Origin of the sequence: Paenibacillus sp. FSL K6-1096, from assembly GCF_037977055.1 — a bacterium.
Classification (GTDB): Bacteria; Bacillota; Bacilli; order Paenibacillales; family Paenibacillaceae; genus Paenibacillus_AQ.
The window spans coordinates 2,686,463-2,710,914 of record NZ_CP150274.1; the positions used below are offsets into that span (position 1 = coordinate 2,686,463).

19 protein-coding genes and 1 riboswitch are annotated in these 24,452 nt (G+C 55.3%); of the genes, 6 read left to right on the forward strand and 13 right to left on the reverse strand.

From position 1 onward, the window contains the following. Positions 1-2 precede the first annotated feature (2 nt). Together MHI24_RS11855 and MHI24_RS11860 are read right to left on the reverse strand one after the other, a co-directional pair. The gene (locus MHI24_RS11855; RefSeq protein ID WP_340025814.1) at positions 3-1,076 is read right to left on the reverse strand and encodes a C40 family peptidase; all 1,074 of its coding nucleotides are present in this window, start codon (positions 1,074-1,076) and stop codon (positions 3-5) included. 188 nt (positions 1,077-1,264) lie between these two features. Further along, the gene (locus tag MHI24_RS11860; protein ID WP_340025815.1) at positions 1,265-2,161 is read right to left on the reverse strand and encodes a cation diffusion facilitator family transporter; all 897 of its coding nucleotides are present in this window, start codon (positions 2,159-2,161) and stop codon (positions 1,265-1,267) included. Between the two features lie 135 nt (positions 2,162-2,296). Between MHI24_RS11860 and MHI24_RS11865 the strand changes: the two genes are divergently transcribed. Continuing rightward, the gene (locus tag MHI24_RS11865) at positions 2,297-2,482 is read left to right on the forward strand and encodes a hypothetical protein (RefSeq protein WP_340025816.1); all 186 of its coding nucleotides are present in this window, start codon (positions 2,297-2,299) and stop codon (positions 2,480-2,482) included. A 72-nt stretch (positions 2,483-2,554) separates the two neighbouring features. Here the strand turns inward: MHI24_RS11865 and MHI24_RS11870 are convergent, their stop codons facing one another. Both MHI24_RS11870 and MHI24_RS11875 read right to left on the reverse strand, forming a co-directional pair. Then, complete coding sequence (locus MHI24_RS11870) at positions 2,555-4,180, reverse strand: ATP-binding cassette domain-containing protein (protein ID WP_340025817.1); 1,626 nt, start codon at positions 4,178-4,180, stop codon at positions 2,555-2,557. A 118-nt stretch (positions 4,181-4,298) separates the two neighbouring features. Beyond that, the gene (locus tag MHI24_RS11875; RefSeq protein WP_340025818.1) at positions 4,299-5,297 is read right to left on the reverse strand and encodes an MBL fold metallo-hydrolase; all 999 of its coding nucleotides are present in this window, start codon (positions 5,295-5,297) and stop codon (positions 4,299-4,301) included. Between the two features lie 344 nt (positions 5,298-5,641). Between MHI24_RS11875 and MHI24_RS11880 the strand changes: the two genes are divergently transcribed. Together MHI24_RS11880 and MHI24_RS11885 are read left to right on the forward strand one after the other, a co-directional pair. Further along, positions 5,642-6,775, forward strand: coding sequence for a conserved virulence factor C family protein (locus MHI24_RS11880; RefSeq protein WP_340025819.1), 1,134 nt, complete (start codon positions 5,642-5,644; stop codon positions 6,773-6,775). A gap of 99 nt (positions 6,776-6,874) precedes the next feature. After that, positions 6,875-7,094: riboswitch (Lysine riboswitch) on the forward strand. Between the two features lie 160 nt (positions 7,095-7,254). Further along, complete coding sequence (locus MHI24_RS11885; protein WP_340025820.1) at positions 7,255-8,751, forward strand: amino acid permease; 1,497 nt, start codon at positions 7,255-7,257, stop codon at positions 8,749-8,751. Positions 8,752-8,868: 117 nt separating this feature from the next. Here MHI24_RS11885 and MHI24_RS11890 read toward each other — a convergent pair whose 3' ends face one another. Continuing rightward, complete coding sequence (locus MHI24_RS11890) at positions 8,869-9,519, reverse strand: nitroreductase family protein (protein ID WP_340025821.1); 651 nt, start codon at positions 9,517-9,519, stop codon at positions 8,869-8,871. Between the two features lie 107 nt (positions 9,520-9,626). Between MHI24_RS11890 and MHI24_RS11895 the strand changes: the two genes are divergently transcribed. Both MHI24_RS11895 and MHI24_RS11900 read left to right on the forward strand, forming a co-directional pair. Then, a complete protein-coding gene (locus MHI24_RS11895) occupies positions 9,627-9,992 on the forward strand; it encodes a MerR family transcriptional regulator (RefSeq protein WP_340025822.1) in 366 nt (121 codons plus the stop codon). Positions 9,993-10,071: 79 nt separating this feature from the next. After that, a complete protein-coding gene (locus tag MHI24_RS11900) occupies positions 10,072-10,389 on the forward strand; it encodes a DUF3889 domain-containing protein (protein ID WP_340025823.1) in 318 nt (105 codons plus the stop codon). A gap of 7 nt (positions 10,390-10,396) precedes the next feature. On the opposite strand, the gene MHI24_RS11905 is transcribed toward MHI24_RS11900, so the two are convergent. The 8 genes from MHI24_RS11905 to xylA form a co-directional block, all read right to left on the reverse strand. After that, on the reverse strand, positions 10,397-11,542 hold the full coding sequence (locus MHI24_RS11905) for a transglutaminase domain-containing protein (RefSeq protein WP_340025824.1): 1,146 nt from the start codon (positions 11,540-11,542) through the stop codon (positions 10,397-10,399). Between the two features lie 207 nt (positions 11,543-11,749). Continuing rightward, complete coding sequence (locus MHI24_RS11910; RefSeq protein ID WP_340025825.1) at positions 11,750-13,492, reverse strand: ABC transporter substrate-binding protein; 1,743 nt, start codon at positions 13,490-13,492, stop codon at positions 11,750-11,752. A 72-nt stretch (positions 13,493-13,564) separates the two neighbouring features. Then, positions 13,565-14,464 (reverse strand): carbohydrate ABC transporter permease, encoded by a 900-nt coding sequence (locus MHI24_RS11915; RefSeq protein ID WP_340025826.1) that lies wholly within the window; start codon positions 14,462-14,464, stop codon positions 13,565-13,567. 14 nt (positions 14,465-14,478) lie between these two features. Continuing rightward, on the reverse strand, positions 14,479-15,459 hold the full coding sequence (locus MHI24_RS11920) for an ABC transporter permease subunit (RefSeq protein WP_340025827.1): 981 nt from the start codon (positions 15,457-15,459) through the stop codon (positions 14,479-14,481). Positions 15,460-15,581: 122 nt separating this feature from the next. Then, complete coding sequence (locus MHI24_RS11925) at positions 15,582-17,360, reverse strand: sensor histidine kinase (protein ID WP_340025828.1); 1,779 nt, start codon at positions 17,358-17,360, stop codon at positions 15,582-15,584. A gap of 171 nt (positions 17,361-17,531) precedes the next feature. Further along, positions 17,532-19,076, reverse strand: a complete 1,545-nt coding sequence (locus MHI24_RS11930) for a response regulator transcription factor (RefSeq protein ID WP_340025829.1) — start codon at positions 19,074-19,076, stop codon at positions 17,532-17,534. 530 nt (positions 19,077-19,606) lie between these two features. After that, positions 19,607-21,103, reverse strand: a complete 1,497-nt coding sequence (xylB, locus tag MHI24_RS11935; protein ID WP_340025830.1) for a xylulokinase — start codon at positions 21,101-21,103, stop codon at positions 19,607-19,609. A 492-nt stretch (positions 21,104-21,595) separates the two neighbouring features. Next, the gene (xylA, locus tag MHI24_RS11940; RefSeq protein ID WP_340025831.1) at positions 21,596-22,915 is read right to left on the reverse strand and encodes a xylose isomerase; all 1,320 of its coding nucleotides are present in this window, start codon (positions 22,913-22,915) and stop codon (positions 21,596-21,598) included. Positions 22,916-23,270: 355 nt separating this feature from the next. On the opposite strand from xylA, the gene MHI24_RS11945 reads away from it, so the two are divergent. Continuing rightward, on the forward strand, positions 23,271-24,431 hold the full coding sequence (locus tag MHI24_RS11945; protein ID WP_340025832.1) for an ROK family transcriptional regulator: 1,161 nt from the start codon (positions 23,271-23,273) through the stop codon (positions 24,429-24,431). The last annotated feature ends 21 nt before the right edge of the window (positions 24,432-24,452 follow it).

Sequence of the window (24,452 nt, forward strand, 5' to 3'; positions counted from 1 at the left end):
CATTAGCGGATGACCGATCCTCCGTAAAGGAAGCGGTTCATCCAAGAAGCGCTTAGGTTGTCCACTCTTACGCCGCCGGAGCTGACGGAATAGGTATGCATGACCTTGCCGTCCCCCAGATACATGGCGACATGCGTAATTCTGGCTGTAGACTTGTTAATCCCTGCGTAAGCAGAGGCTGAATTACCTTTGTAATCCATGAAGAACATCAGATCGCCGCGTTTCAGTCCGGCAATATCCGTAACGACGGTGCTGTTCTGCTTCACCCAGTCTCCCTGCTGCCGCGAATCGGCAGGCAGCTTCAGATTTAAGGCATCCAAGAAGATCTGGCGGATGAAGTCGGAGCAATCAAAGGTCCGGGTGTCGTTCCGGCTGGAGCCATATTCATACGGTGTTCCCAGATAGCCCATGCCGGCTGTAATGACACGTTCAATGGATGCTGTCTGCGAACCCGGCGATGGGACCGGGGCAGGTGCAGGCGTAGGCGCTGGAGCAGGTGCCGGCACCGGTGCCGGAGACGGTGATGAGCCTGCCGGAGCAGCAATATACTGGTCCGACGAGCTGGTATAACCGACCGTTCCGTTAGCTGTTCTTACTTTGTACCAATAGCTGTTCGTTTCCTCCAGGATGGTGACCTGGTCATTCTTATATAGATAGCCCAGTACTTTCCCGTCTGCGGAAGGGGTCTCCCGGAGACGGACGGTGGCCTGGATCACGGCTGTCTGAGATGCAGGTGCTGAAGCATTGACGACACGGATATAGGAATCCCCCGAGCTGGTATACCCGACGATTCCCTCTGCAGTTCTTACCTTATACCAATAGCTGCCTGCGGCCTCCAGAATGGTAACCTGGTCGCCTTTGTTAAGATATTTCAGAATTTTGCCGCTGGTGGACGGCTCTGTCCGCAGCCGGACGGAAGCTTCAATAACTCCGGTCTGCCCGGCAGATGCTGCCGCCGATACGATGGACGAATCCGCAGCGGCGTATGCCTGCTGAGGGCTGAACACTCCCAGGGATAATGCCAGTGATGCAGATACCCATAGCGATGCTGTCAATTTCTTGCTTGATACGATCATAGCGTTCCCCCGCTTAGCGTATTAAGAAATTCAACAACGGCGCGCGCTACGTTTGTTGCTTTCTGCCCTCATTATAGGCTTGACCGGGATATGGAACATGCTCCAAATTTCACAAAAAACCTTGCCAACTTATGGTAACACCCGGGTCTATAGTCTCGATTTCTCCTTGAATTTGGTGGAAATTACAGCTAACTAGGAGAAATTAAGGAATGATGATCGTCCTTAGGCTCGACGTGAACATGCACATGCATGATGTTATGCAGCCTGGTCATCCGCTCCTCAATCAAGTCGCTGATCTCATGTCCTTCCGATACCGTCATCCGGGCATCCACCTCCACCACCACATCCACAAGCACGTTATTGCCGTGTACCCGGGCCTTCAGGTCCTTGATGCCCTCCACCCCCGGAATCCGGGCAATCGTGCTGCGCAGATCCAGCAGCTTATCCTCATCGAAGCCGTCGGTCAGGCGGTACGTCGAATCGCGGAAAATATCCCAGGCGGTCTTGATGATCAGCAGTCCGACCGCGATGGCGGCAACGGAATCGATCCACGGCAGGCCGAATTGTGCCCCGACAATCCCTACAGCCGCACCGATACTTACAATGGCGTCGGAGAAATTATCCTTGGCTGCGGCCATCAGCGCATGGTTGTTGATTCTTTTGGCCAGCCGCTTGTTATACACATAGACGCCCATCATCGCTACAGCGCAGATCAGGGCAACTCCGGCAGACCAGAGCTGGGGTGTGGCCTTGGCTCCTTCAAACAGCGAACGCGTGGCCTCCACAATTACCTGAATGCCTACCAGCGCCATGATAAAAGAGGCCATCAGCGCCGCCACCGTCTCCGCCCGGAAATGTCCGTAGGTATGATCGGAATCCGGCGGCTTCCGTGAAATGCGCAGACCGATCAGCACCGCAAGCGAGGCGACAATATCGGTCAGGTTATTGAAGCCGTCGGCAAGCAGCGCGCTGGAAGCGAACAGGTAGCCGCAGATCAGCTTGAATGCGGACAGGATCAGATAAGCGGCAATGCTGATTAGCGCACCTTTTTCACCTTTACGTATATCTTCATAGATATCGGTCATCCCTGTTCCCCCTACGATTTCTAACCTGGCACTGCGATTCGAGAAAACTTTCTTTGAATTATTCTTGCCCTTGTAGCAGCTTTTAAAAACCATTAGAATAAGGAAAAGGACTTGCTGCCTAAGGGGGTTAACATAATGAGCGATAATCAGGAGCGGCCAAAAATCAATCTGGCTGATGCGATCCGCCAGAAGCTGGAGCAGAAGAAGCAGCACAATTCAGGCAAACCGGGCTCCACATTTCAGGCCGGATCGGCGAAGCCGCTGAAGAGCCAGAATAATAAGAAGCCTAACAATCAGCGCCGCCGTACTGGCGGTTCCTAGACCTTAGTATTTGAATCATAAACGGCTGCGTTATCCCTTGCGGGACGACGCAGCCGTTTATTTCGTTTTGTCTTACGCCTCTACCGGATACATCCGGGCACGCAATTCCTTGATCTCAGGGTTCTCCAGGTATTCATCATAGCTCATGGTGCGGTCGATGATTCCAGTTGGTGTAATCTCGATGATGCGGTTGGCAATCGTCTGGATGAACTGATGGTCATGGGAGGTGAACAGGATCGTTCCGTCAAAGTCAATCAGTCCGTTATTGAGCGCGGTGATCGATTCCAGATCCAAGTGGTTGGTCGGCTCATCGAACACCAGCACATTCGCCCCGTTCAGCATCATCTTGGCCAGCATACAGCGGACCTTCTCGCCCCCGGACAGTACACTTGCCTTCTTCAGCGCTTCTTCGCCGGCAAACAGCATCCGGCCCAGGAAGCCGCGCAGGAAGGTCTCATCCTGATCCTTCGAGTACTGGCGCAGCCATTCCACCAGATTCATCTCCACCCCGTCGAAGTAACGGGAATTATCCTTAGGGAAGTAGGCCTGTGAGGTGGTCACACCCCAGGTATATTCTCCGCTGTCCGCTTCCTTCTCGCCCATCAGGATATCGAACAAGAGCGACTTCGGCTGGGAATTCGGACCTACAAAAGCGATCTTATCTCCCTTGTTCACAACAATATTGAGATCATCCAGCACCTTCTCGCCGTCAACCGACTTGCTCAGACCGCTGACCGTCAGCAATTGCTTGCCGGCTTCACGCTCAGGCTTGAAGTTCAGGAACGGATATTTGCGGTTGGACGGGCGGATATCCTCCAGTGTAATCTTCTCAAGCTGCTTCTTACGGGAGGTCGCCTGCTTCGACTTGGAGGCGTTCGCCGAGAAGCGCTGAATGAAGGCTTGCAGCTCCTTCATCTTCTCTTCCTTCTTCTTGTTGGCGTCACGCTGCAGGGCCAGAGCCAGCTGGCTGGACTCATACCAGAAGTCGTAGTTGCCGACGTACATCTGGATTTTGCCGAAATCGATATCCGCAATATGCGTGCAGACCTTATTCAGGAAGTGACGGTCATGGGATACCACGATAACGGTGCCTTCATAGTCCATGAGGAAGTTCTCCAGCCAGCCGATGGATTCCAGGTCCAAGTGGTTGGTAGGCTCATCGAGCAGCAGGTTGTTCGGGCGTCCGAACAGGGCCTGGGCCAGCAGCACCCGTACCTTCTCGTTGCCGCTCAGTTCGGCCATCTTTTTGTCGTGCATCTCACGCGTAATGCCCAGGCCGATCAGCATTGCTGCTGCGTCAGGCTCGGCGTCCCAGCCGTTCAGCTCGGCGAATTCGCCTTCCAGCTCACCGGCGCGGAGTCCGTCAGCTTCGGTGAAGTCGCTCTTGGCATAGAGGGCGTCCTTCTCCTTCATAATCTCGTACAGGCGGGTGTGGCCCATAATAACGGTCTCCAGCACCTGGTATTCGTCATACTCGAAGTGGTTCTGCTTGAGTACGGCCAGCCGTTCGCCCGGGGTAATATGCACATCGCCGACATTGGCTTCGATCTCGCCGGACAGAATCTTCAGGAAGGTCGATTTGCCCGCGCCGTTCGCGCCGATCAGGCCGTAGCAGTTGCCGGGTGTGAATTTTATGTTGACATCCTCAAATAGTGCGCGTTTTCCGTAGCGGAGTGTTACGCCGCTTGTGCTAATCATTAAGCATTACCATCCTTTTCACATAGGTTCCGGCTCATTATAGCATAAATTCAAGCAAAATGGCCTTTAATCTGGCACTAGGCAAGGGATGTTCGGCCTTTTGCGGGTAAAATTCTATTTAAGTAGTAGGCGGACGCTCTTCGGGATGCACCACCAGCGTCTCCCCGTAAGCCAGGGTACGGATGCGTTCCTCCGCTATGCCCTGATCCACCCTGGCCTGCTCCATCCGGTCCAGCGCCTCGCGCGCCGTGTCATCCGCCAGCCGGAACGTCCCGAAATGCATCGGGATCATCAGCTCTGCGCCGACATCGATGAAGGCCTGCACCGCTTCCTCGGGATTCACATGCTGGGAGTTCATGAACCACTCCGGCTCATACGCTCCGATCGGCATCAGCGCAACATGCAGCCGGTACCGGCTGCCGATCTCCTTGAAGCCCGGGAAGAAGCCGCTGTCTCCGGCAAAATACAGGTTCGGCGGAAGCAGCTTATGCTGCGCCTTGCCCTCCTCACCCTCCGGGTGCTTCTGCGGCTCCGCAGGCTGCAGCACATAACCGCCCCAATGCGAGGAGTTGGTATCGAACGGCGTCCGCCGGGTCCAGTGCTGGGTCGGGACAAACGCAAGCCGGACCGCGCCCACGGTAAGCTCCTGCCACCACTCCATCTCCAGACAGTTCGCAAAGCCCTTGCGGACCATTTTGCGCTTCAGCCCCACAGGTACAATCAGGGTGGTGCCGGTCCGGTACAGCTTGCGGATGGAGCTGATATGCAGGTGGTCATAATGGGAATGGGAGATCAGAATCAGATCCACCGGGGGAATATCGCGGATGGGAATCCCCGGCTCTCCGATCCGCTTCTCGAAGCCGAGCCTCCGCGCCCAGATCGGGTCGGTAATGATGTTCATGCCTTCATATTGCAGGAAAAAGGTCGAATGCCCGATCCACGTCACCGTCGTCTCCAGCCGGTTCCCGGCCAGATAGTCCAGCCGCGGCGGATGATTCGGCACCTTGTAGGTGTAGTCCTTCTTCTTCCGGCGGCGCTCCTCGCGCCACTGGCGGAATTCCTTCAGCGTCTTGTCGGTGCTGACATTATCTATATTGTTGTACCGTATTCTGGCCATAGCAGGGTTCACTCCTTCTGAGTTGAAACGGATACCCATTACAAATTTTACCCAAATGTCCCGGGCGGAAACGTCTGCGGGAGGGATTGGGCAGGTGAACAGTTGCTGCTCTGGCCTCATATTCGCAAAATCCTGTCCGAAATGCAACTTTGGCCTCTTTACTTGGGCTTAAGGATGCTTACGCCAGAGGTTGGAAAATGACGTAAACTTATAAATAGTAACTAAAATTTTAGCTAATATGGCCCCCGGCCGCTTTGTATTCGTCTGCTGAAAGAGGTAAAATGCGGGTAACGCAACCGGTATAGCATTTATGCGATTATATTGCCTAAAAGAGGAGCTGACGTATGAAGATTACCTTTATCGAACCGACCCCCAGTCCAAATACAATGAAGCTTCATTTAGATGAGAGCTTAGCCCCCGGCATCCGCCGGACCTATACACCGGAGACCCGGCGCTCCGCCCCGGCCTGGGCGCAGGAGATGCTGGACATTCCCGGCGTGACAAGCATCTACCATGCCGCTGACTTCGCCGCGCTGGAGCGCAAGGGCAGCGCTGACTGGGCCGCGATTCTCCGCGAGGTCCAGAGCCGCTTCGGGGCTGAGGGCCTCGGCGAGGCCTACACCCCGGGCGACGAGGAGGATGGCGCGCACTTCGGCGAATCCCAGGTATTCGTGCAGATGTTCCGCGGCATCCCGATCCAGATCCGCGTCAAGACGGGCGCGAAGGAGGAGCGCATCGCCCTGTCGAGCCGCTTCACCCAGGCGGTGACCGATGTGGCCAGCGCGGTGCTGATCAAGGAGCGCAAGCTGACCGATTACGGCGTGCGCTACGGCGAGCCGCCGGAGATTGCCCGCGAGGTCGAGCAGGAGCTGGAGGCGGCGTATCCGCAGGAACGCCTCGACTCCCTCGTGCAGCAGGCGATCGCGCACGGGGCGGCCGGCGAGTTCGTCGAGCAGCGGCACAAGAAGGAGCAGGCCGAGCTGCTGCAAGACCTGCGCTCGGGCGACTGGCGCGTGCGCTATGCCGCGCTGGAGGACTTGGCGCCAAGCGAGCAGCTCCTGCCGGAGCTGCGGGCGGCGCTGCACGACCCCAAGCTGCAGATTCGCAGATTGGCGGTCGTGTACTTAGGCGACATCCGCACCCCTGGTGCGATGGAGCTGCTCTATGAGGCGATGGAGGACAGCGCCCCGGCGGTGCGGCGCACGGCCGGGGACACGCTCTCCGACATCGGCGATCCTGCGGCGACGCCGGTGATGACGGCGGCGCTGACGGACAAGAGCAAGCTGGTCCGCTGGCGGGCAGCGCGCTTCCTGTACGAGGTCGGGACTGCCGAAGCCCGCGAAGCGCTGAGCATTGCGGCGGAAGACCCCGAATTCGAGGTAGGGCTGCAGGCCAGAATGGCGCTGGAGCGGATTCTGTCCGGCGAGGAGGCGGCGGGCACGGTCTGGCAGCAGATGTCCGAGCGCCGCCGGAGCTGAACACCGGACTTGCCGCATTTTGTCATTGCCTGGAAAGCCGGTTTGCATTATACTGTTTCCTGTTGTTCATATCGTTCAAAGATAGCCTCATCATACCTAGGATGAGGTAGAGGTCGCGGACAGGAAGAGTAAGCGCGTGGAGATGCCTAAGAGCCATCGGGGAGACGCGCCCAAAGGACTGTCCGCCGAAATCGTCACTGCTGCTCTTAGATTGCAGGGACGATTGGGGCCGTTAGCCGAAAGGCGCGGAACTGTCACTGTGCTTCAGGACGTCCAGGAGACTGGCCTGCTGAGTGCATAGTGTTGCGCTATCTTAACAGGGAGTATGATGCGGAGCCTATAAATCAGGAAGCCGCAGCGTCCGTCTGCGGTTTTTTTGTCATTGTATCCTGCCCGGCAGAAGATCCCGGCCGGTGCAGGGCAAACGGCACTCCCCGCTGTGAACAGAAACATTATAACTCTAAGGGAGTGTCTTATTCATGCAAGCCAAGCAACCTAAGCAATCCAAGCAGCCGGTGACACAGGCAGGCCGTGGCGCGGCACCGGGACTGCGCAAATCCTTCAAAGCAAGGCATCTGACCATGATCGCCCTCGGCGGCTCAATCGGAACCGGACTGTTCCTGGCCAGCGGCGGGGCGATCGCCTCCTCCGGTCCGGGCGGCGCCCTGCTCGCCTACACGGCGGTCGGAATCATGGTCTATTTCCTGATGACCAGCCTCGGCGAGCTGGCGACATATCTGCCGGATTCCGGCTCGTTCAGCACCTATGGAACCCGGTTCGTCAGCCCTGCCTTCGGCTTCGCCATCGGCTGGAACTTCTGGTACAACTGGGCCGTGACGATTGCCGCCGAGCTGTCGGCCGCTACGGTCATCATCAAGTACTGGTTCCCGGACAGCCCCTCGTTCCTGTGGAGCCTGCTCTTCCTGGCGCTCATGTTCGGCCTGAACTTCCTGTCCGCGCGGGGCTACGGCGAGTCGGAATACTGGTTCGCCATCATTAAGATCATTACCGTGATCGTCTTCCTGACCGTCGGCGTGCTGATGATCTTCGGGATTCTGGGCGGCTCTGCGGTAGGCTTCAGCAACTTCCAGCTTGGCGGCAGCTCCTTCCACGGCGGCTTCTTCGCCTTCGTCGGCGTATTCATGGCGGCAGGCTTCTCCTTCCAGGGCACCGAGCTGGTGGGTGTCGCCGCCGGCGAGAGCGAGAATCCGCGCAAGAATGTACCGGTAGCGATCCGCCAGGTATTCTGGCGCATCCTGATCTTCTATATCTTCGCCATTCTCGTTATCGGAATGCTGATTCCGTACACGAATCCCGACCTGCTCCGCGGCGGAATTGACGATATCGGCGTCAGCCCGTTCACCATCGTCTTCAACAAGGCCGGACTTGCCATTGCCGCTTCTGTAATGAACGCGGTCATTCTCAGCTCGGTGCTGTCTGCGGGCAACTCCGGGATGTACGCCTCCACCCGCGTCCTATATGCCATGGCCAAGGATGGCATGGCCCCGCGCGTTCTCGGCAAGCTGAATCGCAGAGGAGTGCCGGTCGGCGCACTGCTCGTCACGACAGCGGTCGGAATGCTGGCCTTCCTGGCCTCCTTCTTCGGAGACGGCGCGGTGTACAACTGGCTGCTGAATGCCTCCGGGATGTGCGGCTTCATCAACTGGCTCGGGATTGCCATCTGTCATTACCGCTTCCGCCGCGCCTTCGTGAAGCAAGGGCATTCGCTTGATGAGCTGCCCTACCGGGCAAGATGGTTCCCGTTCGGCCCGTTGTTTGCCTTCGCCCTGTGCCTCGTAGCCATTCTCGGCCAGAACACGGGTGCCTTCACCGGCGGGCGCATTGACTGGTACGGCATCCTGGTTTCCTATGTCAGCGTGCCTCTGTTCCTGCTCGTCTGGCTCGGCTACGGCTGGTTCCGCAAGAGCAGTATTATCCCGCTTAACAAGTGTGACCTGAGCGCCCACACAGACTGATTCATTGCAGCAGCATAGGAAAAGACCGGTTTTGATTCCGCAGCAGCGGGCCAAAACCGGTCTTTTAAATATCGGTAGCTTAAGTCTATTTGCGGGAATCCCAGCAGCAGCTGTTGATTATGCCCAGGTGGTGATCGTTTCGACCGGCAGACGGTAGGAAGGGTATCCCTCTTTGGCGGCTTTGCCTATCGAGATCAGCATGACCGGCTGGAAACGTTCTTTGTCCAGGCCAAAAATCTCTGCAATATGCTCCTTGTCATACCCGGCCATCGCGTTGGTATCATATCCGTGGGCACGGGCTACCAGCATCAGCTGCATCGAAATCAGGCCCGAGTCAATCAGATTCACATCACGCATTTCGGCTGCGGTTATTTTCTCATAATAGGGCTTGACCTGCTGCATCTGCATGTCCCTAACATCGCTCGGCATGTATCCAAGCTCCACGGCTTTGCCGAAAATTTCGTCCATATATTCAATGTTATTCGCATCATAGAATACCGCAATTGCAGCAGACGATGTGAGCACCTGGGTCTGATTGAAGGAGGCCAGCGGTGCAAGCTTCGCTTTGCCTTCAGCGCTGTCGATGACGAGGAAACGCCATGGCTGCATGTTAACGGAGGATGGGGCACGGGTGGCTTCCGCCAGAATCTCGGTCATTTCCTCTCTGCTGATTTTCACTTCAGGATCATATACCTTCACGGAACGGCGCTCCAGGACGATTGCATTGAAATCATTGGTTGTGTGGAATTTACCTGTCGATGTGCTCATGGTTACTTCTCTCCTTTGTATATAATGTGCTGATGTTGAATCATCACTAGGAGAATTGTAAACTATAAACCATAGTTCATAGCAAGAACAAACCGTGAGGTGATGGCATGAAGATCAGTGAAGTGGCAACAAAGGTGGGCCTTCCTATTTCAACCCTGCGTTATTATGAGAAAATGGGCATCATTACGGAGGAGTATATCCTCAGAGAAGAGAATAATTACCGGAATTATGTCCCGGAAATCATTCAATATATCGAAGTGGTCAAGAATTGTCTAGCGGTTGGATTCTCAATTCAGGATATTAAAGACATGATTGCCAAGCATGGAATGTCCAGGGATGAGCAAGCACGCATTATACATCACAAAATCGCAGAGATTGAAGACGCGCAGAAAAAAATGGAGGCTTCCAAGCAATCTCTGTACGAGATTCTGGACATGAACATCACGTGTGAGGACGGGTTCGGCAAAACCTGAATCCTAGAGGCAGCAATTCAGGCATAGAAGCACCTTCGAAGGGACACGCTACCCGTATTCACAACCCAAGGAGGCCGCTATGAGAAAAAGTGGGATGATCGCCCTGCTGCTGCTCTTCCTGTTCACCGCTGTTCCGGTCAGCGCAAGCTCCGCCGCTCCTGACTATGCCCGGTGGGGCAAGATCGCCGTGAAGGAAGCGCAGCAGAGATACAATGCCGACATTGTTGATTACAAGCACATCGGCCGTATCCAGCTTAAGCCGAATCTGGCGGAAGAGAAATTCAAGCTCCAGGTCCGGCGCAAGGACGGCCGGGAATTCGGCGTCCTGGTTAAGGTCCGCTTCAACCCGTCCAATAACAGGCTGCAAGCCGTGCAATTCCTGGAGCAAAGAGGCTGACGCCGCTTCATTTCCAGGTGACATATACCTTAAGATCCCCGGTATCCTCAAACGGCGAGCTGTTGAAGGCCAGGTTGTTCAGTCCCAGCTCGTAGAGCACCTGAAGGTCCTGCCTCAGCAGTTTGTCGCTTCCCCGGTAACGGAACAGAAGCGATTGCCCGCCTGCATCTGCCGCTACTCCAGCCAGCTCCTTCAATTGTGCCGCCGAGGAGACCACCTGATCCTCCTCATAGAGCCCGTAATTCAGCTCCTCCTGCAGCCTTTTGTAGAAATCCGCCCCCTGGCCCCCTTGATTGACCAGCTTAGACAGCGTATCCGCGTAGCGGATGGACGCAGCCGGATAGGACTTGGTCCAGCTATGGTCTGCACGCATCTGCTTATCGGTCCGCATGTAATATACGTTACTGATTCCATTCTCCGGGCTCGGGTCCGGGTCATCCCAGGTCGTATCCAGGTGGTACCAGGTTCCGTTCAGCTTTACAAGATTCCAGGCATGGGACTGGGTCACGCCGTCTCCTGATCTGGCCGTCCCCTCCACAATCCGGTTCGGAATCCCTGCTCCCCACAGCAGCTTATAGGTTAGCAGCGTGTAGCCCTGGCAGACCGCACTCCCGGTCTGAAGCGCCTCATACGCGGTATATTTGCGGTGCGAGTGATCGTATTGCAGGTTCAGCACCACCCAGTCGTGGATCGCTTTGACCTTCTGGTGATTGTTCATTCCCGGAGTAATGATCTGCTGCAGAATCGCCTTCACCTGCTTATTCACGTAAGCGGTCTGCTGCAGCGTCTCCCGGTACGCCATCTGAACCGTCACCTGGACCGAGCGCGCACTCCCCCGGTAAGAGAAGGCATAGCTGTCTATAATGTAATAAAGATACGGATCGCTCGCCATCGCCTGGTTGATAGCCGTCTGCACATCGCTTTTCAGCTTCGAGGTCTTGCCTTGATAGGTAAATGTAATTGTCTCTCTGCGGTTGCTCATCGCTCCGGCCAGCCGCTGCGTCATGTCACTGGTGGAATGCAGCACGGCAGCACTGCCTGCGGCAGAAGCCACCTCGTATCCCCAGTACGTTACAGGCGGTATCGCAGCACATACCACCATGATTCCAAGCACACTCTTGATCAGTGACAGATGTCTCTTCCTCTTCGCCATATCCTTCGCGCGCCTCCTGCAATCTATATGATGGATCAAGGCACCCTGCTCCTACTCTATAGTAGATGCCGGTGATCCTGCGTTTACAACTTTAATCATCCTCCCTATCATAGCAAACAAGCCGCCCCCCGGTAAATCTCCGGGAGGCGGCAGGCTTCATAACAGGTGCATCTTACCCATATCCAAATATTCTTTTGACGGATTGGCTTAGAAGTTCTTACCGGTCCACAGGGACACTCTCTTCTTCACCAGCTCGGTGAATTCCTTCTCCATGTCCTGGGCTCCGGCTTTGTCCAGCTCAGCCAGGAAGCTGTCATAGACTTTATCGAAGTCGCCCGGCTTGGACAGAATCGCTTCCGGGATACGCTTGCGAACGATGTCCTGCGTCTTCTTGTAGATGACCTGGTACTGGCCGTCTGTCGGAACCGGCAGGTTATACAGAGCACCTGTCTCCTTGACCGGGAATTCATCCTCCTTCGGGAACAGATCCTTCCAGGTGGTCGCATTGTATCCGGCGAGGGATTCCTTCTCGGCTTCAGAGTAGGAAGCTACGATTTGTTCCGGAAAGCTTGTCGTGTAGTAGTTATCGGTAGGGTCCTTAACCCCGTCGCCATAGCGTGCACCAAAGATCAGATATTGGCCAATCCCGGTATTTTTCTGGTAATTCGCAGTATCGTTAGCCAGGCCGTCGCGGACCTCCGGCAGCATCTCGCGTTTGCCGTCAGCGCTTACAGTATAGTGCTTGCCTTCAACTCCCCAGTTTCTCAGCACCTGGCCTTCATCAGAGGACATCCAGTCGAGCCATTTGATGATCCGCTCCGGATCTTTGGCTGCTGTTGTAATCGCAATACCGTAGCCGTCAATCCCTGTCCGCATGAAGGAATGATCCTTATATTCCTCGCTCATGGTGACCGGGAAGTGTCCGTAGGTGTACTCATCCTTGCCGGCCGCCTTCAGTGCATTCTCGCCATCCTGGTACTCCCACTCCTGGGAGATCAGGCCGAGTACGCGGCCGCTGGCCACCTTCGCCTTGTATTGGTCATCTTTTTGCACAAAGGTGTCTTTATCCAGCAGTCCCTGGTTATACATGCCGTTCAGCCAGCGGAAATACTCCTTCTCTTCCGGGCGTTTGTAGTGCAGCTTGGCTTCATACGTCTCAGGGTCCACATAGTACTCGCCGTCATCCGGTGCCCCCGTGGAAATGAAGGCCGGGTTCGTTACGGTGATCATGATCTTCCAGTCATCGGCGTTCAGCGTCAGCGGAATGGTTGGCTGCCCGTCGGTTTCAGGATGCTTGGCGACATATTCCTTCAGCACCTTCTCGAAATCGGCTACTGTACGGATTTTCGGATAACCCAGCTCTTTGAGTACACGGTGTTGTATCTCGAATCCGCCGGTGGCGTCGAAGGACTGCTGATCCACCCCTACATTCGTAGGAATCTGGTAGATGCTCTGGTCATCCAGGCTGTACTTCAGCCGGTTCATGTTCTCGCCGTACACCTTCTTCAGGTTCGGGGCATATTTATCAATCAGATCAGTCATATCAATAATCAGGCCGGCATCCACCAGAGTGCTCAGACTTCCTTTGGCAAAAATCAGATCAGGCACGTCCCCGCTCGCCGCCATCATCGCAATCTTCTGGTCCCCGCCGCCGCTGCCTACATCGAATTCCGCTTCCAGGGTCACCCCTGTCTTCTCCGTAATCGCTTTGCCGACATCATCCTGCATCTTGTTCCAGTTCGGGCTGGCATCCGCACCGAAGAAGGTGAACGTAACCGGAGAGGTATCTAGCGCGGTATCATCCCCTGCATTTGTCGCTGAAGGTGTATTATCTGCGTTGTTAGGAGTCGTTTTGTTGGCAGCATTATTGGCATCTCCCCCACAACCGGATATCAGCATCGCGCTCAGTAGCATGAGGGTGAAGACCGTTTTGGTGCTCTTGCGGTTCATTGTATTGCCCCCTTATCTCATCATATTTAAGTTCTATGCATATCAGGCTAAGCCTGAATATACCGTGGTTCCCTAAGCCTTAACGGCCCCAAGCGTCATTCCGCTGACAAAATATTTCTGCAAAAACGGATAAACAACGAGGATCGGTACCGTAACAACGATGGTAATTGCCATCTTGATCGACTCCGGCGAAATCTGGGCCATCTGCTGGGCCATATCATTCGCGTTCACCATGCCGCTGCCCTGGTTGGTGCTGGCTAAGACCTTCATCAGCTCATATTGCAGCGTGGTCAAATGCGGCTTGTTGCCGTTGTACAGATAGGTGGTGAACCATTCATTCCATTGCCCTACGGAGAGGAACAGTGCAATCGTAGCCAGTACAGGCTTGCAGAGCGGAATGATGATTCTGTAAAAGATCATGAAATCGTTGGCTCCATCCAGCTTGGCGGATTCCTGCAGCGCGAACGGCAGCCCATCCATGAAGGAACGGATGACGAACACGTTGAATGCTGAAATCGCACCCGGCAGAATGTAAATCCAGAACGTCCCGATCAGATTCAGGTCTCTCATCAGAATGTACATCGGCACCATACCGCCGGAGAAGTACATGGTCAGCGCCAGGAAATAAGAGACGAACTTCCGGGCTCTGAATTCCGGACGGCTCAGGGTAAACGCCAGCATCGAGGCGCTGATCAGACCGAGAATGCTCCCGGACACCGTGCGCAGAACCGAAATTTTGAAGCCTTGAATCAGGCCGGTATAGCTGAAGATCCGCTGATAGTTCTCCAGGGTCCATACCCTCGGGAAAATATAGATGCCGCCCCGGACGGTGTCTGTGGATTCATTGAATGAGATCGCCAGCACGTTCAGGAAGGGATACAGTGTCACTATCATGATCAGTCCCATTATGATGTACAGGAAGATATCGAACGCTTTTTCACCTTTTGTCATTTGAAATGCCTTGCTGTTCATCTGTGATCCCCTCCTTACATAATGCTTTCTTTGGTAACCTTCTTCATCACACCGTTGGCAATCAGCAGCAGGATGACGCTGACGACCGAGGTGAAGATACTTATTGCCGTACCATAGGAGAACCGCCCGATCTGAATCCCGTATTTAAGCGCATACAAATCAAGGACCTCGGAATAATCGGTCACCATATTGTTCTGGAGCTGGAACTGCTTCTCGAAGCCGATCCCGACCAGATGGCCAATTGACATAATCAGCAGAACGGTAATAGTGGTGCGGATACCAGGAAGAGTAATGTTGATCATCTGCTTAATCCGGCCTGCGCCGTCCACCTTGGCCGCTTCATACAGCTCTTTATCGATGCCTGTAATCGCTGCCAAATAGATGATTGCGTTCCAGCCTGTTTCCTTCCACAGATCGGCTGCCGTCAGAATGCCCCAGAAATACTTGCCCTTCGCCATGAACTGGATCGGCTCATCAATGATATTCAGCCAGATCAGCAGATCGTTCACAATCCCTCCGTCGATCGCGAGTGTCTTGTAGACAATCCCGCCGACCACGACCCAGGAGACAAAGTGCGGCAGGTAAGAAACTGTCTGGACCGTCCGCTTGAACATATTACCCCGCAGCTCATTGAGCAGCACAGCGAACAGGATGGGAACCACGAAGCCGAAGATCAGCCCCAGCATACTCATAGCCAGTGTATTTCTCAGTACAAGATAGAAGCGTTCATCCTGGAATAACTCTTTGAAGTTATCCAGTCCGACCCATTTCTGCTCACTGAAGGACTTGACCGGTTTATAATTCTGGAAGGCCATAAGCCATCCCCATAAGGGCACGTAGCTGAAGATAAATACCCAGATCACAAATGGAAGAGACATCAGATATAAGTATTTTTGCTGCAGCACGCTGTTCCAGAATCCGTTGCCGGGCCTCGCGGGCGGGCTGGGGGTTACGCTTTCATTTGGTGTCACGCCTTTATCAGTTAGCGCTTTCACTTCTATTTTTCTCCCCCTTCGTTCTTGATACATCTATCTTATCCCAGCCCCCGGAGTGAGAATACCCAACAGATTTCACGTAAAAACCTATAAAAATTAGTCATTCCCCTGCCCGTTACCGCTTAAGTCCTCCAATCGCTGTCCACCGGCACTGAAAAGGCGATCTGTGTTCCCTCCCCTTCCCGGCTGGTGATTCTAAGCCCATGCGCCTCCCCGTAATACAGGGTCAGCCGCTGCTGCACATTGCGCAGCCCGATACGCCCGTGCTCCTCTTCCTCCGTCTTCGTAATCACTTCCATAATCGCGGCCAGCCGCTCTTCCGTCATGCCGATCCCGTCATCCTGCACCACCACCTGAACCTCCTTATTCCCGTTCAGCGTAATGGCGATGCTCACATGGACCGTGCCCTCCTTGTTCTCCAGACCATGGACGACCGAATTCTCGACCAGCGGCTGGATAATCAGCGGCGGGAGCATCACTTCAGCAGCTCCGGCATCGAAGGCAATCTCATATTCCAGCCTGTCCTCATAGCGGAACTTCTGAATCTCCAGATAGGAGCGGATCATCTCGACCTCCTCCTTAAGCGGGGCCCGCTCCCGGCCCACCTCCAGGTTCTTGCGCATCAGCTTGCCGAGCTGCCGGACGATGTTGGCAATCTCCTTCTCGCCCTTGAGATGGGCATTCATACGGATCGATTCCAGCGCGTTGAATAGGAAATGCGGGTGAATCTGGCTGGCCATCATCTTCAGCTTAATCTCCCGCTGGGCAATCTCCAGCGTGCTGTTCTTCTCGTTGCTCTCAATGACCTGGGTGATCAGCTGGTTGATGCTGGACACCATGTAATTGAACTGGCGCGACAGCTGGCCGATCTCATCCGTTCCGTCAATATGGGAGACGGCGTTCAGGTTGCCGAGCGCTACCTGATTCAGCTGGCGGCTCAGCCGCAGCAGCCGGTTGGTCGTCAACAGCGAGATTGTATACACCAGCGCAAGCGCCACGAGCAGCACACCGAAGACGATGACCAGGCCGAGCTTGCTCACCTTGTTGGCATCGTTCAGAATGCTTTTGGTCTCGAAGACAGACACAATCTTCAGCTTGCTGACACTCAGCGCAGGGACGATCTCATCGATAATGACGTAGGAGTCCTTATTTTTCACCTCGGCAGTGAACACGCCCTTCTCCTTCGCCTGCACATCCATGCCCAGATCATACGCATCCACAGTGCTGCCCACCAGCATCGGATCCTTGGCCGCCACAATGTAACCCTGCTCATCGATCACAAGGGTGTCGAACGGCTCCTGGTAGAGCATCTGATTCAGTTCATCCTGCGCCACCTGTACCATCAATACCCCGGATTTGCTGTATTCAAGATAAGGAACCTGGCGGACCAGGCTAAGCTTGTTGATGGTTCCTTTGGAGCTGATGATCTGCGGCTCCTTGTCGGGAATATACATCCAGTAGATCTGGTTGTTCTGCATCGCCTTGACATACCAGCTCTTCTCCTTAATCGCAGGCGTGACCGGCGCGATCGACATATCATCCACCAGCGTGGGATTATCAATGAAGAAGCGGATATTGGAGACTTCCCGGTACCGCAGCACATATTCCTTGAAGTCCGTATAGTCCAGGTAAGCCTTGGTCAGCTCCAGAATGCTGGGATACCGCGTATTGACCAGCTTCTCCAGCTCCTCGTTGAAGTAGAGCAGGTTCGAGATATCCGTAGGCACACGCAGCTTGCTGGACAGCTGGCTCTTGATTTTGTCCACGTTGTTAGTGGCTTGGGAAATCGCCCGGTTCAAGGCTCCCTCCCGGAAATAATTCGTCAGAATGAATCCGGCAATCAGCACAGGGATCATTACGACAATGATATAGAAAAAAATGAGCTTGTATTTCAGCTTCATATTATTGACCATCCGCACCAGCCGTTTGATAGCAGTCTCCCCCTTTCGGTATACGTGTATTATAACCTGTCCCTCCGGTTGAAGAGCCAGCAGAACTTGAAGCAGGACTTCTATCCGCGCAAAACAGGCTGCACCCGCATCCTCTGCCGGACGGGAACAGCCTGCCTGATCTTAATTCTCCTTGCGGAACGCGCTTGGCGAGACGCCGACATACTTGCGGAACTTGGCGTTGAAGTAATCGGCGTTCATATAACCGACCTGCTCCGCGACTTCATAGACCTTCATGCCTTGGGCCAGGAGCTGCTTGGCCTTCTCAATCCGCACCTTGTCCAGGTACGTATTGAAGTGCTCGCCCACCTGGGCTTTGAACATTTTGCCCAGGTAGGCGCTGTTATAGTTGAACACCTCGGCCAGGGTGCCCAGCTTCAGATTCTCATTATACCGGCGCTGGATCAGATCCGTGATCCGCTTGATCTCATCTCCGCGCCCGCTGCCGCTGCCTGCCAGCCGGGCAATCTGCTCCATATAGCCCGAGACCAGCCGCTCCGCATCATGCAGATACCCGCTGCTGTACACCTCGCCCATAGGGGAAGCTTGTCCGGCAATCAGCGGGCGCAGCTCAGGATTCGCCGCCTCCAGGCGGGCAATCGTGCTGCTGACGATCCTCAGCAGCTGTTCCTTGATGTAGATCTCCTCACGCCGGGTATGAACCAGCTGGCGGATAATCTGCAGGGTCAGCTCCCGGGCCGCTTCACTGCTCCCGGCCTCCACCGCCAGCAGCAGCTGCATCTCCAGATCTCGCTCGGGGTCCGGCTCCTCCCCCGGTTCTCCCGGCCTGTCCGCCGGTTCACTCCAGGGGTCCGGCTGTCCGCTGAGCAGCGCCTTCTTCTGCCCGAAGAAGGCGTCATCCAGTCTTGCGCGCGCAGCCGCAAGAGACTGGCTGGCCTTCTCCGGCCTGTCCGCCGGCCCGCCCGCTGCCGCCAGGAACTCCAGCCCTTCCTTCGACACCAGCCGGTGCAGCTCCTGCCACAGCCCGGCCCGGGCGCGGTCATCCTGAAGCGGCTGCTTCAGCAGAATCCCCATATACGGGGGAAGGGTGAAGAAGAAGCCGCGGGCCGCCTGCTCCTGCCAATGCAGCTCCAGCAGCCGCTTCACCTGCTCCTCCCGGGCATCCTCCCCCTTATGCAGCCCCGTCAGCTCCAGCAGAATCACCTCACAGCTGCCGGTCAGACCCAGCTTGTCTGCAGCGGCTCCGGCCTGCCCGGACTGCAGCAGCTCAAGCACCAGCACCTCCGCCGCTCTTGCCGGGTCCGGAGCCTGGCTGCCGCCGCTGCGCTCCCCCAGGCGGATCTTCTCCCTCAGCTCCTGCAGATAGCTGATTAATTCATCTTCATCGACCGGCTTGAGCAAATAACCGTCGATACGGTAGGAGATCGCCTGCTTCGCATATTCAAAGTCAGCATACCCGCTGAGAATCAGCACATGGCAGGCAGGGCTAAGACTGCGCAGCTCGGCGATCAGCTCCAGCCCGGTCATGCCCGGCATACGGATATCGGCGATCACCAGCTCAGGCGCAAGCTCGCGGAACCTGTCCAGAGCCTCATATCCGTTGGCAGCGGTTGCCGCCACGGAATAGCCGTGCTCCTCCCAGGGAATCAGGGTACGCAGTCCTTCTCTCAGCTTGGGCTCATCATCCACAATCAGTACCTTAATCAATACGGGACCCTCCTTCAAGCTGTTCTTGAATGGTGCAATCACAGAACTCTGTTACTTGTAAACATTATCAGCACAAAATCACCCTAACACATGATGGGCACCGCTGCTACCTGCCGCGCCAGAGGCAAGCACCTCGCCCACGAAGCGCCGGATGTGGCCGGTTTTTCGATTACATTCGGCCCACGCGCCCACCTAGCGCCGAATGTGGCCGGTTTTTCGACTACATTTGGCCCACGCGCCCACGCAGCGCCGAATGTTTGGTCCACGCCGCTTCCGCCACGCCGCATGTAATCGGTTTTTCGATTACATTTGGCCCACGCGCCCACCTAGCGCCGAATGTGGCCGGTTTTTCGACTACATTTGGCCCACACGCCCACGCAGCGCCCAATGTGGTCGGTTTTTCATACACACCCGGCACGTTGCAACCTCGGCGCAACTCTTGTGTTCGATTGTAAATTCGCATTGTCTACCAGAAACAAATGTCTGCCATCCTGTATAGGATGGCAGACATTCCCAGCTGTATTCAAGTATTATTTGCGGTATGAGGCCAGCTTCTCGTTCAGCTCGCGGGTCTGGGTGTATACGTCCTGATACAAGGCGAAGATGCCATCGTACAGGGCAGCCTGCTCGGCATTCGGGGTGTAAACCTCAGCCGGACGGATGAAGGCTTCCGCACATTCGCTCAGGGAGCCGAACCAGCCTGCGCCATACGCGGCCAGCATCGCTGCGCCCATCGCCGGGCCTTGCTCGCTCTCCAGCTTGATGATGGAAGCGCCGAAGATATCGGCCTGCATCTGCAGCCAGGCTTCATTCTTGGCACCGCCGCCGATGGCCACAACCTCGGTGATCGCTTTGCCGGATTCACGCACAATCTCAATCGATTCACGCAGCGAGAACGTAATACCCTCCAGCACAGCGCGGGTGAAGTGGGACAGGGTATGCCCGGAATCCATGCCGATGAAGCTGCCGCGGATATTCGCATCCGGGTGCGGTGTACGTTCGCCGCTGATGTAAGGGGTGAACAGCAGCCCGCTGCTTCCGGCCGGAATCGCGTTCACGCCCTGCAGCAGCTCGTCGAAGCTCTTGTCTGCCGCAAAAGTCTCCTTGAACCAGGTCAAGCTGTGCCCTGCCGCCAGGGTCACGCCCATAATATAGAAGGCATCCTTCTCACTGTGGTTGAAGAAGTGAACCTTGCCTTCCAGGTTAAGATCCTTGTTGCTCTCATAGGACAGCACGACACCGGAGGTTCCGATGCTGCACATCGTCCGGCCTTCGCCCAGAATCCCGGCACCCAGCGCGCCGCAGGCATTGTCCGCACCGCCGGCGTATACCCGGGTAGTTGGCAGCAGGCCGGAGGCTGCGGCAATCTCAGGCAGCAAGGTTCCGGTCTGGTCGAACGATTCCACCAGCCGCGGACAGATGGACAGCGGAAGATTGAAGGCTTCAGCAATCTCAGCGCTCCACTGCTTCGCGCCTACATCCAGCAGCAGGGTTCCGGCGGCATCGGAGTAATCCATAGCGTAATCACCGGTCAGGTGGTAGCGCACATAGTCCTTCGGCAGCAGGAAGACCTCCGCCTTGGCGAACACCTCCGGCTCATTCTCCTGCACCCACAGAATCTTCGGCAGGGTGAAGCCTTCAAGGGCGCGGTTGCGGGCGATATCAATCAGCTTGCCGCCCAGCGCTTGCTCAATCTTGCGGCATTGTGCCGTCGTCCGCGTATCATTCCATAGAATGGCCGGACGCAGCGCCTTGCCTTCGCCGTCTACGAGCACCAGCCCGTGCATCTGGCCCGAGAAGCTGATGCCGTCAATCTGCGATGGCTCCGCACCGGATACCTCCATCAGGCGCTTCAGGCTGGCAATTGTTCCTTTGACCCAATCCTCCGGGCTCTGCTCGCTCCAGTTCGGCTGCGGTCGGCTGAGCGGATACGCTTCAGAGTGCTCGAACGCCACCTTGCCCTGGGGATCAACCAGTACAGTCTTTACCGCGCTGGTTCCCAGATCGACACCGATTACATATTTCATAGTTAGCCTCCTAAAAGTTTTGCGGGGGTCCGCTTCCTGTATTCACTTCAAGCAAAACTCGCTTCGTAAGCATAAGCTTAAGTTTTGCGGGAATCCGCATCCTGTATTCACTTCAAGCAAAACTCGCTTCATAAGCATACGCTTAGTTATATGAAGCAATTCTTCTCTTAAAACTTCTCTGCACCCGTAAGGCGGCAATTGTATTTCCTGCAATAGATTCCACTTAAACCGGCCGAAAATCGTAAGCTATTGCACTTTGTACACTAGAATTTCTTGATAATACTGTTTCGTGCATGATCCTCGAACATCTGTTGTACGAAATACAGCAGAATGCTATTTTCCAGCGGCAGCAGAGCATTCTATTGCACAAAATACACTCACCCATCCCTACTCCGCAGGAACTCTGCCAATCCAGTATCAAACCAGTATCAAAAAAAGGGGCTGCCGAAGAATGCTCTCTTCAGCAACCCCCGTTGCGTGTATTATCTAATCTTACTCAACAGTCAGGATGTACTGGTTCAATGTAGCTCTCAGCAGCTCCTGGCGGCCGGATTTGTTCGGACGCGGATTCTCATTGTTCAGCGCGTAGTCAGCAAGCGAAGCCAGGGTAGCCTTGCCGGATACGATGTCAGCGCCAATGCCTTCATTGAAGCTGCTGTAACGCTCAGCGATGAAGTTCTCGAATACGCCGTCTTCCAGCAGCTTGGCAGCTACCTTCAGGCCCTTAGCGTATACGTCCATACCGGAGATGTGTGCCAGGAACAGATCCTCAGGCTCGAAGGAAGGACGGCGAACCTTGGAGTCGAAGTTGATTCCGCCTTTGCCCAGACCATCGTTCTTCAGTACTTCGTACAGCGTCAGTGTAGCATCATAGATGCTTGCAGGGAATTCGTCAGTATCCCAGCCCAGCAGCGGATCGCCCTGGTTCGCATCGAGTGATCCCAGCATACCGTTGATGCGGGCTACATGCAGTTCATGCTCGAAGGTGTGTCCAGCCAGTGTAGCATGGTTCGCTTCAAGGTTCAGCTTGAAGTGCTTATCCAGGTTGTACTTCTGCAGGAATGCGATGCAGGTTGCAGCGTCGAAGTCATATTGGTGCTTAGTAGGCTCTTTCGGCTTAGGCTCGATCAGGAATTGTCCGTCGAAGCCGATCTCCTTCGCATAATCAACAGCCATGCTGAACAGGCGGGCAATGTTGTCCTGCTCAAGCTGCATGTTGGTGTTCAGCAGTGTTTCGTAGCCTTCACGGCCGCCCCAGAATACATAGTTGTCAGCGCCCAGACGTTTACCCACTTCCAGACCCTTCTTCACCTGTGCAGCAGCGTGTGCGTATACGTCAGCGTTGCAGGTGGAGCCTGCACCGTGCATGTAGCGCGGGTTGGTGAACATGTTGGCTGTGTTCCACAGCAGTTTTTTGCCGGAGGATTTCATGCCTTGTTCAAGGATGTCAACGATCGTATCGATGTTGCTGTAGAATTCACGCAGGGACGCGCCTTCAGGAGCGATGTCCACATCGTGGAAGCAGTAGTACTGCAGATCCATCTTCTCCATGAATTCAAAAGCAGCTTCTGCACGGGCTTTCGCTTTATCCAGCGTGCTCAGCTTGTCCCAGGCGCGGACGGCTGTCTCAGCACCGAACGGGTCGGAACCGCCAGCAGTAAGTGTATGCCAGTAGGCCATTGCAAATTTCAGGTGCTCTTCCATCGTTTTGCCGGCTACGATTTCTTTCGGGTTGTAGAATTTGAATGAATACGGGTTAGTGGAACGGCTTCCCTCATAAGAGACCTTGCTCACTGTTTCAAAATAAGCCATTTGTAAAATCCTCCTCAATATTCGCTCTATCCGCAAGCGTTTACAGCAACATCTTAACACATCTCTCCGACTTTGTATATTGGTTAAACAAAGTTTTTTTATTTTTATTTTTGACTCCCGCCCGTGGGTCATTCTCTCCCTTGGAAGTACCAGTTATACAAAATCATACAATGAAATTCCAGCCTTTTTTTCCGCCGTTTTTCGCTGCCTGTAACGCCCAAGTCTCATCTATGGTGTTGCATTTTTGCGCTCTTCACTCTAGACTAGTTGGCATACCCGCGCAGCGGAGAGCCATCCCGCATAAGTGATCGTGTGAAACATATAAACTCTTATATATTAAAAGGAAGTGTGCTTCTTGAAAGTTACCGGTGATCAGGCGCTGGTCAAAAAGATCAATAAATCGATTATTCTACATACCATCCGCACGCAGTCCCCGGTCTCCCGGGCCAAGGTATCCGAGATGACCGGCCTTAACAAAGCCACCGTGTCGAATCTCGTAGCCGAGCTATGCGGGCAGGAGCTGGTGACCGAAGCCGGGCCCGGAGAATCCAGCGGGGGACGCAAGCCGCTGATGCTGCATTTCAATGAGATGGCCGGCAGCGTCATCGGGATTGAGCTGCGCGTGAAGCAGCTGAAGGCGGTGCTGTGCAACCTCGGAGGCGGCACTCTGCAGGAACAGGAATGCGTGCTGGAGGCCCATGATTTCCCGTATGTCCTGGAGCAGATGCAGCAGATAATCTCCGCGCTGATTGCTGCCGCTCCCCCTTCTCCTTATGGCCTGGTCGGCATCGGTGTCGGCGTGCCGGGCATGGTGGATGAGCATGGCGTTGTCCTGTTCGCCCCCAACCTTGGCTGGGAGATGGTGGACCTGCGGTCCATTCTCGAAAGCGCCTTCGAGGTGCCTGTTACCATTGACAATGAAGCCAATGCAGGTGCGCAGGGGGAGCTGAACTTCGGGGCGGCGCGCGATGTGCGCCATCTGCTGTATATCAGTGCAGGCTCGGGGATCGGGTCGGGGATCATCATTGGCGGAGAGCTGTATAAGGGTGCGCGCGGCTATGCCGGCGAGACCGGACATATGACGATCGAGGCGGAAGGCAAGCCCTGCAGCTGCGGCAGCCGGGGCTGCTGGGAGCTCTATGCCTCCGAGAAAACCTACGACAACCCCGGCCTCTCCCTCCCGGCCCGCACCACCACCGGACTGGTCCGGTATGCGCTGGAGGGCCATGCGGAAACGCTGCGCCACCTGAATTCCATCGGCGAATATCTCGGAATCGGGGTAACCAATCTGATCAACAGCTTCAATCCAGAGCTGATCGTAATCGGCGGTGCCTTATCGGAGGCTGAGCCGTGGCTCGGCGAGCCGCTGCGCCGGGTGGTTGCCGAGCGTACGCTGCCCTACCACAAGCAGCAGCTCGAAATTACCTTCTCCACACTGGGGAGCCGTGGAACGATGATTGGCGCAGGCTTTTCGGCAGTGATGCACTTTCTCGGCAATATCCGGGTAACCCTATAGACGAATTGACGTAAAATCGCC

Coding starts and splice junctions, on each gene's coding strand:
- MHI24_RS11880 (WP_340025819.1), top strand. CDS start 5,642: ATGAAGATTACCTTTATCGAACCGACCCCCAGTCCAAATACAATGAAG.
- MHI24_RS11910 (WP_340025825.1), bottom strand. CDS start 13,492: ATGAACCGCAAGAGCACCAAAACGGTCTTCACCCTCATGCTACTGAGC.
- MHI24_RS11865 (WP_340025816.1), top strand. CDS start 2,297: ATGAGCGATAATCAGGAGCGGCCAAAAATCAATCTGGCTGATGCGATC.
- MHI24_RS11855 (WP_340025814.1), bottom strand. CDS start 1,076: ATGATCGTATCAAGCAAGAAATTGACAGCATCGCTATGGGTATCTGCA.
- xylA (WP_340025831.1), bottom strand. CDS start 22,915: ATGGCTTATTTTGAAACAGTGAGCAAGGTCTCTTATGAGGGAAGCCGT.
- MHI24_RS11915 (WP_340025826.1), bottom strand. CDS start 14,464: ATGAACAGCAAGGCATTTCAAATGACAAAAGGTGAAAAAGCGTTCGAT.
- MHI24_RS11895 (WP_340025822.1), top strand. CDS start 9,627: ATGAAGATCAGTGAAGTGGCAACAAAGGTGGGCCTTCCTATTTCAACC.
- MHI24_RS11925 (WP_340025828.1), bottom strand. CDS start 17,360: ATGAAGCTGAAATACAAGCTCATTTTTTTCTATATCATTGTCGTAATG.
- MHI24_RS11900 (WP_340025823.1), top strand. CDS start 10,072: ATGAGAAAAAGTGGGATGATCGCCCTGCTGCTGCTCTTCCTGTTCACC.
- xylB (WP_340025830.1), bottom strand. CDS start 21,103: ATGAAATATGTAATCGGTGTCGATCTGGGAACCAGCGCGGTAAAGACT.
- MHI24_RS11885 (WP_340025820.1), top strand. CDS start 7,255: ATGCAAGCCAAGCAACCTAAGCAATCCAAGCAGCCGGTGACACAGGCA.
- MHI24_RS11875 (WP_340025818.1), bottom strand. CDS start 5,297: ATGGCCAGAATACGGTACAACAATATAGATAATGTCAGCACCGACAAG.
- MHI24_RS11870 (WP_340025817.1), bottom strand. CDS start 4,180: ATGATTAGCACAAGCGGCGTAACACTCCGCTACGGAAAACGCGCACTA.
- MHI24_RS11905 (WP_340025824.1), bottom strand. CDS start 11,542: ATGGCGAAGAGGAAGAGACATCTGTCACTGATCAAGAGTGTGCTTGGA.
- MHI24_RS11860 (WP_340025815.1), bottom strand. CDS start 2,161: ATGACCGATATCTATGAAGATATACGTAAAGGTGAAAAAGGTGCGCTA.
- MHI24_RS11890 (WP_340025821.1), bottom strand. CDS start 9,519: ATGAGCACATCGACAGGTAAATTCCACACAACCAATGATTTCAATGCA.